Consider the following 12,454-nt stretch of genomic DNA (forward strand, 5'->3'; position numbering starts at 1 on the left):
GTTAGCCACAGGTAAATTAGAACATCATTTGTATTAAAAATCAGTTTACTATTAGGAGTAATCAATTTTATTTATAAAATAGCCAAAATAAATGAAATGACCTCCTTCCATCATGGAAGGAGGCATACATTTTAGAGTGTATTCCAAATATCCTTAGCAATTTCATTTACATGTTTAATTTTATTCCACTGATCCTCTTCGGTTAATACATTCCCTTCTTCCGTACTTGCAAATCCGCATTGAGGACTTAAGGCTAGGTTTTCCAAAGGAATATATTGACTAGCTTCTTTTATTCTATCTTTTATTCTATCTTTAATTCTATTAGAATCTTCTAGGTCCGGGAATTTTGACGTAATTAATCCAAGTACAACGGTCAGGTCACCCCGTGTAAAACTTTTTAATGGTTCAAAATCGCCTGAACGATTATCATCATATTCAAGGAAAAGTCCATCGACGTTTAAGTTTGCAAAAATGGCATCAGAAATCGTATGATATCCGCCGCTTGTAATAAAGGTAGAGCGGAAGTTTCCTCTGCAAATATGCATCGTAATCAACATATCATCAGGCTTCTGTGAAATCGCATCATTTAAACAACGTACTCTCGTATCAATGATGTCTTGTACATCCATTCCAAGTTTTTCAACAACTGCTTTGATTCGCTCTTCCGAAACAAAATCAATCCACGAAGTATCATCTAATTGCAAATATCGGCAGCCGGCATCATAGAATGCTTGAATGGCTTTTTGATAGGCAACAACAGTATCACGATAGAACTGCTCTGTATCGCCATTATAATATTCATCCCCTTGAATTCTAGTGAATAACATATTTGGACTTGGTATAGAAAACTTGGCGACTTGGCTGCCATCCCCATACTTTTCTACGGCATCTTTTAAAAACTTAAAGTGTTCGAGCATATAATGATTGTGGAATTCTATTTTATCGACTATTTTAATCGCATTATTTTTCGGCTGCGATCCTTTAAAGTTATTAATATATTCCGCTTCAAACAGTTCAACACCCTTTAAACCCGCTAAAAAATCTAAATGCCAATAGGAACGTCGAAATTCCCCATCAGTAATTGATTTAAGTCCAACCTCAATTTCCGTTTGCACAAGTTTCTCGATTTCTTTATCTTCTACAGCCTTTAATGCAGCTTTATCGATTTCTCCATTTGCAAAAGCTTTCCTCGCTTCTTTAATCGGCTCCGTTCTAAGAAAACTGCCCACATGATCAGCTTTAAATGGAGCTTTCGTCAATGTCTTTGTCATAAAATATATCCCCTCTCACTCAAAATAAAAAACCCTCTTCACATAAATAAGAAGAGGGGTAATTTCCATAATCGGATCTCTTCTTATCTTCAAGCTTTTCGCTTCTGGAATTGGCACAGTACTTCGAAAAGTCTGCTGCCGAGGCTTCAAAGGGCCAGTCCCTCCACCTCTCTAGATAAGAATATTCAAAACTATTTAACTACAAGTTAAATTACACTTGTTTTGCTGTTCTGTCAATAATTTGTTTTACAAAATATATTGAAATAATATAAGAGAAAAGTCTAGTAAAAGGAATTTGCCCTTTTTTAACGAACTTTAATTATCAAGGTAAGTAAAAATTAAACGCCCAGAGTGTTCCGAGCGTTTAAATATTTTATAAACTAATATTAGCTTTCCTCTTTTGAAAATCAACCTCACGATAATAGGCATCTTTCACAAGCACATTTGGACCCACACATTGAACCGCTGGACAATGGCAATTCAATGATTTCGCCAAAGGTGTTGCCATCCATTTTTCATATAAAGCTGGAAGAGCATCATGTTGAATATTTCCAAGTGGCGGTGTATCACCAAAATCAGTAACAATAACATCCCCAGTGAAAATATTTACATTTAATCGTGAACGTCCATCAGGATCATTTCGCACAGTCACATTTTTACTCGAATACAGCCTCTTCAGTAAGGTTAAATCTTCTTCATTCGGACTGCATGGATAGAAAGGCAAAGTTCCAAATAACATCCAAGTATTTTCATCGCGAATGTCAAGCAAATGATGAATTGCTTCGCGTGTTTGTTCAAGTGACAGCACTTCTAAATTCGCAGCAAAATCACTTGGATACATTGGATGAACCTCGTGACGAGCACATTTCATTTCCTCGACAATTTGTCGGTGAATATGTTCTAAATGTGGAAGTGTGCGCTTATTTAACATTGTTTCTGCAGAAACCATGACACCTTTTTCAGAAAGAAGCCGACTGTTTTCAATCATTCGGTCAAATAACTTTTTTCGTTGTTCGCGCGTAGGCTTTCTAGCCATGTTAGCAAACCCACCATCAATGAAATCATCTACCGTTCCCCAGTTATGAGAAATATGTAAGACATCTAAATATGGAGCAATTAATAAGTAGCGATCGGGGTCAAGGGTTAAGTTTGAATTAATTTGTGTTCGGATGCCGTTTTGATGGGCATACTTAAGTAATGGAAGAACATAATTTTCTACCGATTTTTTTGAAAGCATCGGCTCTCCACCCGTAATACTCAATGCGCGCAATTGTGGAATTTCTTCCAAACGTTGAAGTAACAGCTCTAACGGCAATGCATTTGGATCCTTTGGCTGCAGCGTATATCCTACCGCACAATGCTCACAGCGCATATTACAAAGGGTGGTAGTTGTAAATTCAATATTCGATAGAACAAGGCTTCCATGATCTTTTACATCCAAGTACGCTTCCCACGGATCATTTGACGGGGTAATCAATGGAAGTTGTGAAACGTTTTGCATAATACAAGACTCCTCTAATTATTTATAAACCTATTATTGGGTATTTCTTTTAAAAGACACCCAGATATCATATTAACCCAGGGTAATCATTTTTGAAAGAACAAGATGTTTTCACTTAAGTATATGTTTGGTATGATAGTAAAATGACGAAAGGAGAGACGCACCTTTGGGAAACGCAGTTCATGATAAAGATTCACAAGTGCTTTATTTAAAACAACGATTAAATATGTTTTTAGAAGTATTGGATTCCATTGATCCTGAAGATACAGAATTGGAAGACATTGACCGCTTAATCGAAATGATTGACGATTTGGAAATGAAATGTGAGCAATTTAAAAAGTAAGAGGAAGGTCAAACCAAATTAGGTTTGGCTTTTTTTATCGTTTTAACCAGATAAATCGGACTAAGCGAGAGCCAAGTAAATGAAAGGATCGCACCAAAATCTTCCCTTTAAATCAATTGTTATAAGGAGTATAATGATTATGGAATTTATACATATATCTAGAAGGAATAAGGGAGAGGAATAAGATGAATTTGGAAAAGTTCCAAGAGAGCATGTACCAACTAATTGTTGAAACTTCTACTAATCTACCAAAAGATGTTCGTAGAGCAGTGAAAAAAGCAAAGCAAAGTGAAAGTGCCGGGACTCGTGCAGCAATGAGCTTAGGGACGATTACAAACAACATCCAAATGGCAGATGAGAATATTTCACCAATTTGTCAAGACACAGGTCTTCCTACCTTTAAAATTAAAACACCTGTTGGCGTAAACCAAATCAAAATAAAAGAAGCAATCTACAACGCGATTGCGCAAGCGACAAAAGATACAAAGCTTCGTCCAAATTCAGTGGATTCCTTAACCGGGAAAAACAGTGGAGACAATCTCGGCGGCGGAACACCTGTTATTAAGTTTGACCAATGGGAAAACGATTACATCGATGTTCGTTTAATTTTAAAAGGCGGCGGCTGTGAAAATAAAAACATCCAGTACAGTCTTCCATGTGAATTAGATGGATTAGGACGTGCAGGACGTGATCTTGACGGGATTCGTAAATGTATCCTTCATTCTGTTTATCAAGCACAAGGGCAAGGCTGCAGTGCAGGATTCATCGGAGTTGGAATCGGCGGAGATCGTTCATCTGGGTACGATTTAGCGAAAGAACAATTATTCCGTTCAGTTGAAGATGTAAACCCACATGAAGATTTACGCAAACTTGAAGAGTACATTATGGAAAATGCCAATAAATTAGGAATTGGAACAATGGGATTCGGCGGCGAAACAACTCTATTAGGTTGTAAAATCGGAGTAATGAACCGTATTCCTGCCAGCTTCTTTGTATCAGTTGCCTACAACTGTTGGGCTTTCCGTCGTCTCGGCGTAAAAGTAGACCCAAAAACAGGGGATATCCAAGAATGGTTATACCAAGATGGTGAAAAAATTGAATTCGCCAATGAAGCAGAAAACGAAGTGGCAGTTTCAAAAGAAGAAAGCAATGTTGTAACGTTAACTGCACCAATTACCGAAGAACAAATCCGCGAATTAAAAGTTGGCGATGTTGTCCGTATTGATGGCAGAATGTATACAGGTCGTGATGCGATTCACAAATACTTAACTGATCATGACGCACCGGTAGATTTAAATGGCCAAGTGATCTACCACTGTGGACCAGTAATGGCGAAGGATGAAGAAGGCAATTGGACAGTCAAAGCAGCTGGCCCAACAACTTCTATTCGCGAAGAGCCGTATCAAGGGGACATTATGAAGAAATTCGGTATTCGTGCCGTTATCGGTAAAGGCGGAATGGGACCAAAAACCCTTGCAGCCCTTCAAGAACATGGCGGAGTATACTTAAATGCAATCGGTGGTGCAGCACAATACTATGCTGATTGTATTAAAAAAGTTGATGGTGTTGACCTTACAGAGTTCGGTATTCCTGAAGCAATGTGGCACTTAAATGTCGAAGGCTTCACAGCAGTAGTGACAATGGATTCACACGGAAACAGTTTACACGCAGATGTAGACAAATCTTCATTAGAAAAATTAGCTCAATTTAAAGAGCGAGTTTTTTAATAAGTCGGAATAGAGCTAGGTCTAATAATAGATCTAGCTCCATTATTTTCATAAAGCTGCCTCCACCTACATAACGTTCTATTAAGGGGGAGTAATGATGAGTCAATTTGAAAATATTTGTCAGGAGTTTGCTAAGATTCTTAATGGAAAAAGCAAAATTAGTCAAGGTGTCTGTTCTGTCGATTTACATCGTCAATTTCATGCAACCGTCCAAGGCAAACGAAGTAAATCAGTTGGACCCGCAGGATTCGCATTCGAATCGTTAGATCAGCACGGAAATGCTTTGAATTTTGGAGAAATCGCCATCCTTCAAGAGGAGGTCCCCGCTTTTGTCCAGACACTCGTCCAGCAAGGAATCATGATCAGTGCTCTCCATAATCATTGGATATTTATGGAGCCTTCCCTTTTGTACCTACACATTCAATCAGTTGAGCCTCCACTTAATTTTGCAAAAAAGGTGGCTTATTCCTTTCGATTTCTACAAAGTTATCCCGTTTCAACGGAGAAATAAATCATGAAAATGGTATACCCTTTTTCTTCCTATATAAGAATAAGACAGGTAAGGGATGTTAATAAAAATTGTGCTGTTTTTCTGTCAGATAAATGAAGGAACTCTCGGCATTGTAGGTTGGTAATAGTAGGGGAAATCAATAGATAGAAGTCTTTTAATGCTTGTACATGTGCATCTTTCGAAATGAATGAACAATGCGGACAATGCCATCTTCTATATTTTCGCAATATGGCGAACCCTTTGCATTGAGGGCAGCAAACTCCTTTTTGAATATCCTCTGAAGGAATAGAAAATGTTTGAAGAATTTCTGGTCTTAATGGAGTATGTGATCGGATGATTGTTTCGGATAATTTTTTTAATGATCTAGGAGTTAAAAGTGGCTCTTTATATCGTTTTTGAAGGTCATGAATTTTTAAAGGAATATTTTCAGCATGGAGAATTTTATCATGGATCGGTATCTTTTTTGCTTCGGTTGATCGTAAAATCGTGGAAGGGTAACTGATCGCAACTAAATAATCAACAGGGAGTGGGAACTTGTTCTTTTTTAGCCAAGAGTCGAAGAGTAGTTGGTGTTTCTTCGCTTGGGTTAACGGATTTGGGTATCCCTCTTCTTTATTATTGATGGTACGAATAAATTGATTAAATTTTGAATCAAATACTAACGTTCCGGCAAAGTTTTTCGCTTCGATGATTAATGCAAAGTAAAGCGAAATCAATAGAACATCAATTTGGAATTCCTTGTCATTAATTTTTAATTGTAGATCAAAAAGGATTCTGAAATCCTCTTTCGGTAGAAAATTCAAGTGGTAACACAGGTTTTTCTCGCCATTATAGCCCGCTTCTCTTTTTGCGATATCCTCTAAAATCGCTCCTTTCCTAGGATAATCCTCTGCCAAGCGCTCATCAAGTGCATAATCCGCCTGCAATTTAATTGGTACAGTTAAATCTTTATCAATCAATCGACTTCCTCCTTTCTAGAATAGTAAATTCTTCAACAATACTTTTGAAAAACCCTTTTAATTTTTAAAATTTTTTTGATTCAATGAAGAAAAAATTTGATTACCGGTTGAGGATCACGGAAAATAGCAGTTTGGAAAAAGCGGATGATCCACAAATGAATGGGTATGATGCACAAACGAAGATCTATGAGTCACAAATTTGTTTCTATTATCCACAAATAGAAATAGCCCCGAACGAAATGTGGACAATGAATCCACAAATAAATCCGACCATAAAAGCAAGAAAAAGGACGAAATAATACTGCCGAATTGTTAAAATGATAGAACATTCTTTTATAATAGAGGATATAAAGGAGGAATCTCGAGTAATGGCTGACCTAAACTTAACTTTTGATGAAATGTGGGAAATTATTCTCGCTTGTGATCGCACATATGATGGGTTATTTTATACGGCTGTGAAAACGACAAAAATCTATTGTCGTCCATCTTGCCGATCACGAAAGCACAAAAAAATAAACGTAGAGTTTTATCACGATATTCAAATGGTAGAAAACGCCGGCTACCGAGCATGTAAAAGATGTCAGCCGGAGGTCGAGCATTCTCCGAATACAGCATTAGTAAAAAGCGTGATTTCCTATTTAGTGAATCACTACAAACAGAGGATCACACTACAAACGATTGCAGATCATGTTGGGGTCAGCCCATTTTATCTAGAACGAGTGTTTAAGCAGGAAACCTCCGAAACGCCAAGGGCTTACTTGGAGAAAATTAGGATCGATAAAGCGGAATTTCTCCTTAATCATACGGTTCTCACAAACCTAGACATTTGCTATGAGGTAGGATTCCGTACTCCTTCTAATTTTTACAAAACATTTCGCCGTCTGAAGCAGTGTTCGCCTAATGAATATCGACGGGAACGGGAAAGGAGCCATAATGGTAAAGTGGATTGATCTCGAAACATCCATTGACATTTGTACACCACCCGAATTCAATTTTGACGAGTTGCTCGTTTTCCTAGGCCGATCTGAACAAGAAGTGCTCCATCAAATAAAAGATAAAGAACTATACAAACTGATAAAAATAAATGAAGAATTAATTTTACTAAAAATAACAAGCAAGGATTCAACTACCATACATGTTGAGTTTCCAGTAGGAACGCCATCAAAACGTGAAAAAATTGCATTCTATATTTGGAATTGGTTCGATTTAGACAAGGATCTAAAAAGCTATTACAAAATCGCGAAAAAAGATAAAATATTATCCCCGCTAGTGGAAAAATATGCAGGACTACGAATTATCGGGATTCCTGACTTATTTGAAGCACTAACCTGGGCAATTATCGGTCAGCAAATCAATCTGACATTTGCTTACACGTTAAAAAGTAGGCTAGTAAAGCAATTTGGAGATAAACTAGAGTGGAACAAAGCGACTTACTGGCTACATCCTACCGAGAAAGCAATTTCAAGTTTGCATGTAAACGATTTAAAACAGCTTCAATTCACGACACGCAAAGCTGAATATATTATCGACATCGCAAAAGCAATGACAAATGGAGAGATAACAAAGGAAAACTTCCATCAATTAAAGGATTTTGAACAAATACATAAAAAGCTAATGTCCATTAGAGGTGTTGGTGCATGGACAGCAGATTATGTCATGATGAAATGCCTAAATCATCCATCTGCGTTTCCTATCGCTGATGTTGGACTTCATAACGCATTAAAAGTACAGTTACAGCTTGAACGCAAACCAACAATCGAAGAAATAAATGAATTTGCGGCTAATTGGGAAGGTTGGCAAGCATATGCCACTTTCTATTTATGGAGGTCTTTATATGAATAAGACATATTATCAATCACCCATTGGCGTACTAGAAATCACTGGAACAGACAAAGCAATTCGATCAATTTTATTTTGTGAGGAGGAAACAGAAGTAAATTCCTTACCGAACGACACGCCAACTGTTTTAAAGGATTGCTATCATCAGCTTGATGAATATTTTGCAGGAAAACGCCGAGACTTCACCATCCCATATGAATATGAAGGCACAGACTTTCAAAAATCAGTATGGAATGCATTAACGAAAATATCCTATGGAAATACATGCTCATATAAGGACATCGCCTTGTCCATTGGGAACGAAAAAGCTGTACGAGCCGTAGGTACAGCAAATGGAAAAAATAAATTAAGCATCATAATCCCGTGTCATCGAATAATTGGGGCAAATGGAACCTTAACTGGTTATGCGGGTGGATTATGGAGAAAAGAATGGCTGCTGAATCATGAACAATCTATGGCCAATAATTAAAATATTATCCGAACAAATCTGAATTTTATGTTAAAATAAAGTGAAAAAAATTCAAACAAAGGTGTGATGAACGTGACAAAGCGCCCAAATCCAGATGAATACAATCCTTCTTTTTCAACGTATATCAGTTTGGTTCCAGAAGGAGACATCGAAACCATTTTACAAGAACAAATAGAAGAAACACTTCATTTGTTAAATAGCATTTCAGAACAGCAAGCACATTTCAAATATGCACCTGAAAAATGGAGTATCAAAGAAGTACTTGGTCATTTGGCTGATGCTGAACGGATTATGGCGTACCGACTTCTCACGATTGCACGTGGTGATTCTGTCTCATTGCCAGGTTTCGAAGAAAATGAATATGTACAAAGTGCAAATTTCAACCGTCAATCAATCAAAGAACTACTCGAAAATTTACATAGTGTTCGTCAATCCACGATTCACTTATTAAAAGGTTTAGAGGAAGAAACATGGCTGCAAAAAGGGAATGCAAACCACTCAGTAGTATCCGTTCGTGCATTGGCCTACATTATCACAGGGCATGAAATCCACCATCGCCGGATTTTAAAAGAGCGGTATTTAGAGGCTGAAGCATTTCAAACTTTATAATTAAGGAGAGATATTCCTTTGTTCGAACTTTTCAAAAACCTGCCAACATTAGAAAATGAAAGAATCAAATTAATCCCTATGCAAATGGAACATGCCCAATCCCTTTTTGAAATCAATGATCCAAGCCACTGGAAATATATGTTGAGCGTTGTGGAATCGGAACAAGAAATGCAGGAGATTGTTTCGGCTGCAATCAAACAACGTGAGCAGAAAACAGCATTGCCATTTGTCGTATTATTGAAGGAGACCAATCAAGTAGTTGGAACGACAAAAATGAGCTATATCGATTTTAAACAAAAATCATGTGAAATTGGTTCGACATGGTATGGGATCGATTTTCAGCGAACGTTTGTGAATACAGATTGTAAACTGCTTCTTTTAACCTATTGTTTTGAAGAGTTACAAATGATTAGAGTTCAGTTAAAAACAGATGAGAGGAATCAGCGGTCACAAAAAGCAATTGAACGCCTAGGTGCCGTGAAAGAAGGAATATTAAGAAATGAACGCATCCTTTCTGATGGATATATACGAAATGCTGTTGTGTATTCAATCACCAATCAGGAATGGCCAAAAGTGAAAAAAGGATTAAAAGATAAAAGAAGCTCATATTCAGCTTTCAAACCCATTGAGAAGAGGGATTAATTGAACATCCATTTTAAACTAGTAACAAGAGATAATTGGGAAGAGGCATTAGCTTTAAAAATCTCCGACCACCAACGTGATTTTGTTCCAACAGTCGCTGTCTCATTAGCCAAAGTTTTCATTAAACCGGATGGCGAAAATGTAGAATATCTCCCATTTGCTATTTACGATAAAGACCAAATGGTAGGATTTATCATGCACGCCTATGAAGAAACAACAAAAAATATGTATTGGATAAACGGGGATTTTTCATCGATCAAGCTTTTCAACAAAAAGGATATGGCAAGCGAGCAATGATCGAAATGATGACTTGGATTGAAAATCGCTTCCCCCAATGTCAGGAAATTCGTTTGACGGTTCATAAAAATAATATTGTTGCGCGAAGATTGTATGAACATCTAGGATTCATTTCAATAGATATGTCAGTTGGTGACGAAGAAATTATGAAGAAAGAGCGTTTGCGGTAAGTATTCGCTCTTAAACTTATTCACATATTACGGTAAAATTCAATTAATTCAAACTATTATCCACAAAAATAACCACTCATCAACAGATTCATCCACAATATTCGCAATATCCACAATAGAAATGATTTTACTGAAAATAAATATAGCTTATCCACAATGAAAATGATTGGTAATTTTTAATCAGCATATCTATTTCACCTTCGAAAAAAATACTTAATAAAAAGAAGGTGAATTCATGAAAAAATGGTTTCTAATGACGACCATAGTTCTGTTAATGATAATTCATACAAATCCAGTATCAGCAATTTCGAATGCTCCAGTTCATTGGGGTTTTTCCAAAGGGGAAAATGAACAGCAAGCTGAGGCGGGGAAAGCCTATGATGAGCTTTTACGTAAACACCATGCTTTTTATAAAGGAGATCCAAATAAAAAAGTTCTGTACTTAACATTCGATAACGGGTATGAGAACGGGTACACCCCAAAAGTATTAGATGTATTAAAAAAAGAAAAAGTACCGGCAATTTTCTTCGTGACTGGTCATTATTTAACATCGGAACCAGAGCTTGTTAAACGCATGGTTAATGAGGGCCATCTTATCGGCAATCATTCCTGGAGCCATCCGGATTTAACCCAAGTTTCAGATGAAAAATTAAAAGAAGAATTAAAAAAAGTAAAAGATGAAACTGCCAGAATAACAAAGCAAAAAGAAATGCATTATTTACGTCCGCCAAGAGGTATTTTAAGTGAAAGAACAATGCAGCTTGCCAATGAAGAAGGATATACCCATGTCCTCTGGTCACTAGCATTTAAAGATTGGTTGGTAGATCAACAAAAAGGCTGGAAATATTCCTATGATAATATTATGGCTCAAGTTCATCCAGGTGCCGTCTTACTTCTTCACACCGTCTCCAAAGATAACGCGGATGCACTTGAAAAAGTAATCAAAGACTTGAAAGCACGAGGATATACATTTAAACGGATAGATAAGTTTAAATAATTCTCTCTCACTTGGAGAGTGTCAGGCACCACAATTAAAAAAAATTGAAATTTCCTTCACTCAATAGGAAATGGAGCAAATAAAAAGCCAGTCGGAGTAGACTGGCTTCTAAATGAACAGTTCTTTAATATGTTAATTTTCCACTAAATCCGCTTGTGTCGCTTGACGAAAAACCATACTAAGTGTAATTTTGTTCTCATCTACTCCGAACTCATGGCAAATGCTTTCTTTAAATCCTTTATTAAATTTAATCATCATTTGCAAATCACTTTCACACGCAACGCCGAATATTTCTTTAATAATCCCTTCATATTTCAGTTGTGTTTCTGAAGCCAACATAACGATATGTCTCTCTGGATTATTCAAATAATACATCGTTTCTTTTACTTTTGCCAAAAAAAGCACCTCTTTCATAAAGTTAGCAGCTCGTTTGTGCGTTCATATAAGGACTTGAATAATGGATGGTCATGTGAAATTCACATATATCTTCATATGAGTTTTGATATGTTTGTTGCACATCGGTTGAAAAAGAAATTGCGTCCCCTTTTTGCAACGTATGTTTTTCTCCACCTATTTCAATACAAAGAACACCGGAATAAACCGTAATCATTTTTGTAACACCAATACTTGTAGCTTCTGATTGATGAAGACAGCCCGGATGCATACGGATGCGATAATTTTCTAAAGGAATACCAGGCAAAGCAAAATTGGTATATGCCTCAAATAAATCATGATCTTCTTTGAAAAAAGGCTGTTCATCTTCTCGAATCAACTTTATGGAAGGATTTTTCATGAGAAAGGAAGCAAGTGGAACTTGTAACCCCGAAGCAATTTTCCATAGGACAGCCACAGTCGGATTCGATGCCCCTCGTTCAATCTGTCCAAGCATCGGCTTACTCACGCCGGTAATTTCAGAAAGCTCATCTAATGACAATTGACGCTGCTGTCGATAGAAGCGCAATTGTTGTCCAATTTGACTTGATAAAAAATTTTTATCCATATAACTCCTTGTTTGTATGCTATATTATTTATCTGTATATATTATAACATATTTTTTAAGACCATAGAGGTATTGTCGAAATTAGTAAACAGGTAATTTGCGGAAGTTCCCGTTGTTTT

The 12,454-nt window shown here is 36.8% G+C and carries 15 protein-coding genes, 1 pseudogene and 1 riboswitch; of the genes and pseudogenes, 11 read left to right on the plus strand and 5 right to left on the minus strand.

The genetic code is table 11. The features are described 5' to 3' along the window. Nucleotides 1–131: 131 nt before the first annotated feature. Entirely contained in the window at nucleotides 132–1,271 is a 1,140-nt protein-coding gene (locus MKY81_RS08985; protein ID WP_341117596.1) for a 5-methyltetrahydropteroyltriglutamate--homocysteine S-methyltransferase, read from the minus strand. An 80-nt stretch (nucleotides 1,272–1,351) separates the two neighbouring features. Further along, nucleotides 1,352–1,453, minus strand: a riboswitch (SAM riboswitch). A gap of 191 nt (nucleotides 1,454–1,644) precedes the next feature. Further along, complete coding sequence (gene yfkAB / locus MKY81_RS08990) at nucleotides 1,645–2,772, minus strand: radical SAM/CxCxxxxC motif protein YfkAB (protein ID WP_107920970.1); 1,128 nt, start codon at nucleotides 2,770–2,772, stop codon at nucleotides 1,645–1,647. A 166-nt stretch (nucleotides 2,773–2,938) separates the two neighbouring features. On the opposite strand from yfkAB, the gene MKY81_RS08995 reads away from it, so the two are divergent. The 3 genes from MKY81_RS08995 to MKY81_RS09005 all read left to right on the plus strand — a co-directional run bounded on the left by MKY81_RS08995 (nucleotide 2,939) and on the right by MKY81_RS09005 (nucleotide 5,353). After that, nucleotides 2,939–3,115 carry an SE1561 family protein gene (locus tag MKY81_RS08995; RefSeq protein WP_165797778.1) on the plus strand — a complete coding sequence of 59 codons (177 nt, stop codon included), beginning with the start codon at nucleotides 2,939–2,941 and terminating at the stop codon, nucleotides 3,113–3,115. A gap of 185 nt (nucleotides 3,116–3,300) precedes the next feature. Next, on the plus strand, nucleotides 3,301–4,842 hold the full coding sequence (locus tag MKY81_RS09000) for a fumarate hydratase (RefSeq protein ID WP_108073037.1): 1,542 nt from the start codon (nucleotides 3,301–3,303) through the stop codon (nucleotides 4,840–4,842). 97 nt (nucleotides 4,843–4,939) lie between these two features. Then, entirely contained in the window at nucleotides 4,940–5,353 is a 414-nt protein-coding gene (locus MKY81_RS09005) for a DUF1259 domain-containing protein (RefSeq protein ID WP_341117597.1), read from the plus strand. 29 nt (nucleotides 5,354–5,382) lie between these two features. On the opposite strand, the gene MKY81_RS09010 is transcribed toward MKY81_RS09005, so the two are convergent. Next, entirely contained in the window at nucleotides 5,383–6,312 is a 930-nt protein-coding gene (locus MKY81_RS09010) for a nuclease-related domain-containing protein (RefSeq protein WP_341117598.1), read from the minus strand. An 83-nt stretch (nucleotides 6,313–6,395) separates the two neighbouring features. Here MKY81_RS09010 and MKY81_RS09015 point away from each other — a divergent pair, with 83 nt between their 5' ends. From MKY81_RS09015 to pdaA, 8 genes and pseudogenes are all read left to right on the plus strand, one after another. Beyond that, the gene (locus tag MKY81_RS09015; protein ID WP_328018882.1) at nucleotides 6,396–6,611 is read left to right on the plus strand and encodes a hypothetical protein; all 216 of its coding nucleotides are present in this window, start codon (nucleotides 6,396–6,398) and stop codon (nucleotides 6,609–6,611) included. A gap of 69 nt (nucleotides 6,612–6,680) precedes the next feature. Next, a complete protein-coding gene (locus MKY81_RS09020) occupies nucleotides 6,681–7,262 on the plus strand; it encodes a bifunctional transcriptional activator/DNA repair enzyme AdaA (protein ID WP_107920509.1) in 582 nt (193 codons plus the stop codon). Beyond that, nucleotides 7,246–8,154 carry a DNA-3-methyladenine glycosylase family protein gene (locus MKY81_RS09025; protein ID WP_107920508.1) on the plus strand — a complete coding sequence of 303 codons (909 nt, stop codon included), beginning with the start codon at nucleotides 7,246–7,248 and terminating at the stop codon, nucleotides 8,152–8,154. Before MKY81_RS09020 ends, MKY81_RS09025 begins: the two co-directional genes overlap by 17 nt. Continuing rightward, on the plus strand, nucleotides 8,147–8,620 hold the full coding sequence (locus tag MKY81_RS09030; protein ID WP_066226086.1) for a methylated-DNA--[protein]-cysteine S-methyltransferase: 474 nt from the start codon (nucleotides 8,147–8,149) through the stop codon (nucleotides 8,618–8,620). The genes MKY81_RS09025 and MKY81_RS09030 overlap by 8 nt, the downstream gene beginning before the upstream one ends. A 72-nt stretch (nucleotides 8,621–8,692) precedes the next feature. Beyond that, entirely contained in the window at nucleotides 8,693–9,229 is a 537-nt protein-coding gene (locus tag MKY81_RS09035) for a DinB family protein (protein ID WP_341117599.1), read from the plus strand. Nucleotides 9,230–9,247: 18 nt separating this feature from the next. Continuing rightward, nucleotides 9,248–9,871 carry a GNAT family N-acetyltransferase gene (locus MKY81_RS09040; RefSeq protein WP_425319842.1) on the plus strand — a complete coding sequence of 208 codons (624 nt, stop codon included), beginning with the start codon at nucleotides 9,248–9,250 and terminating at the stop codon, nucleotides 9,869–9,871. Then, nucleotides 9,872–10,338, plus strand: a pseudogene (locus MKY81_RS09045) (GNAT family N-acetyltransferase). It begins immediately after the preceding gene. Between the two features lie 235 nt (nucleotides 10,339–10,573). Next, complete coding sequence (gene pdaA / locus MKY81_RS09050) at nucleotides 10,574–11,335, plus strand: delta-lactam-biosynthetic de-N-acetylase (protein ID WP_108073045.1); 762 nt, start codon at nucleotides 10,574–10,576, stop codon at nucleotides 11,333–11,335. 132 nt (nucleotides 11,336–11,467) lie between these two features. On the opposite strand, the gene MKY81_RS09055 is transcribed toward pdaA, so the two are convergent. Then, nucleotides 11,468–11,731: a hypothetical protein gene (locus MKY81_RS09055; protein WP_066226095.1), complete on the minus strand. Its 264-nt coding sequence runs from the start codon at nucleotides 11,729–11,731 to the stop codon at nucleotides 11,468–11,470. Nucleotides 11,732–11,753: 22 nt separating this feature from the next. Then, nucleotides 11,754–12,335 (minus strand): helix-turn-helix domain-containing protein, encoded by a 582-nt coding sequence (locus MKY81_RS09060; RefSeq protein WP_107920504.1) that lies wholly within the window; start codon nucleotides 12,333–12,335, stop codon nucleotides 11,754–11,756. Nucleotides 12,336–12,454: the final 119 nt, after the last annotated feature.

The organism is Heyndrickxia sp. FSL W8-0423, from assembly GCF_038009395.1.
In the GTDB taxonomy this organism is placed as follows: domain Bacteria; phylum Bacillota; class Bacilli; order Bacillales; family Bacillaceae_C; genus Heyndrickxia; species Heyndrickxia sporothermodurans.

Bases quoted from the DNA above. Each gene is read 5' to 3' on its own strand.
- MKY81_RS09025 (WP_107920508.1), top strand. From the start codon at position 7,246: ATGGTAAAGTGGATTGATCTCGAAACATCCATTGACATTTGTACACCA.
- MKY81_RS09015 (WP_328018882.1), top strand. From the start codon at position 6,396: ATGAAGAAAAAATTTGATTACCGGTTGAGGATCACGGAAAATAGCAGT.
- MKY81_RS09000 (WP_108073037.1), top strand. From the start codon at position 3,301: ATGAATTTGGAAAAGTTCCAAGAGAGCATGTACCAACTAATTGTTGAA.
- MKY81_RS08985 (WP_341117596.1), bottom strand. From the start codon at position 1,271: ATGACAAAGACATTGACGAAAGCTCCATTTAAAGCTGATCATGTGGGC.
- MKY81_RS09030 (WP_066226086.1), top strand. From the start codon at position 8,147: ATGAATAAGACATATTATCAATCACCCATTGGCGTACTAGAAATCACT.
- MKY81_RS09020 (WP_107920509.1), top strand. From the start codon at position 6,681: ATGGCTGACCTAAACTTAACTTTTGATGAAATGTGGGAAATTATTCTC.
- MKY81_RS09060 (WP_107920504.1), bottom strand. From the start codon at position 12,335: ATGGATAAAAATTTTTTATCAAGTCAAATTGGACAACAATTGCGCTTC.
- MKY81_RS09005 (WP_341117597.1), top strand. From the start codon at position 4,940: ATGAGTCAATTTGAAAATATTTGTCAGGAGTTTGCTAAGATTCTTAAT.
- yfkAB (WP_107920970.1), bottom strand. From the start codon at position 2,772: ATGCAAAACGTTTCACAACTTCCATTGATTACCCCGTCAAATGATCCG.
- pdaA (WP_108073045.1), top strand. From the start codon at position 10,574: ATGAAAAAATGGTTTCTAATGACGACCATAGTTCTGTTAATGATAATT.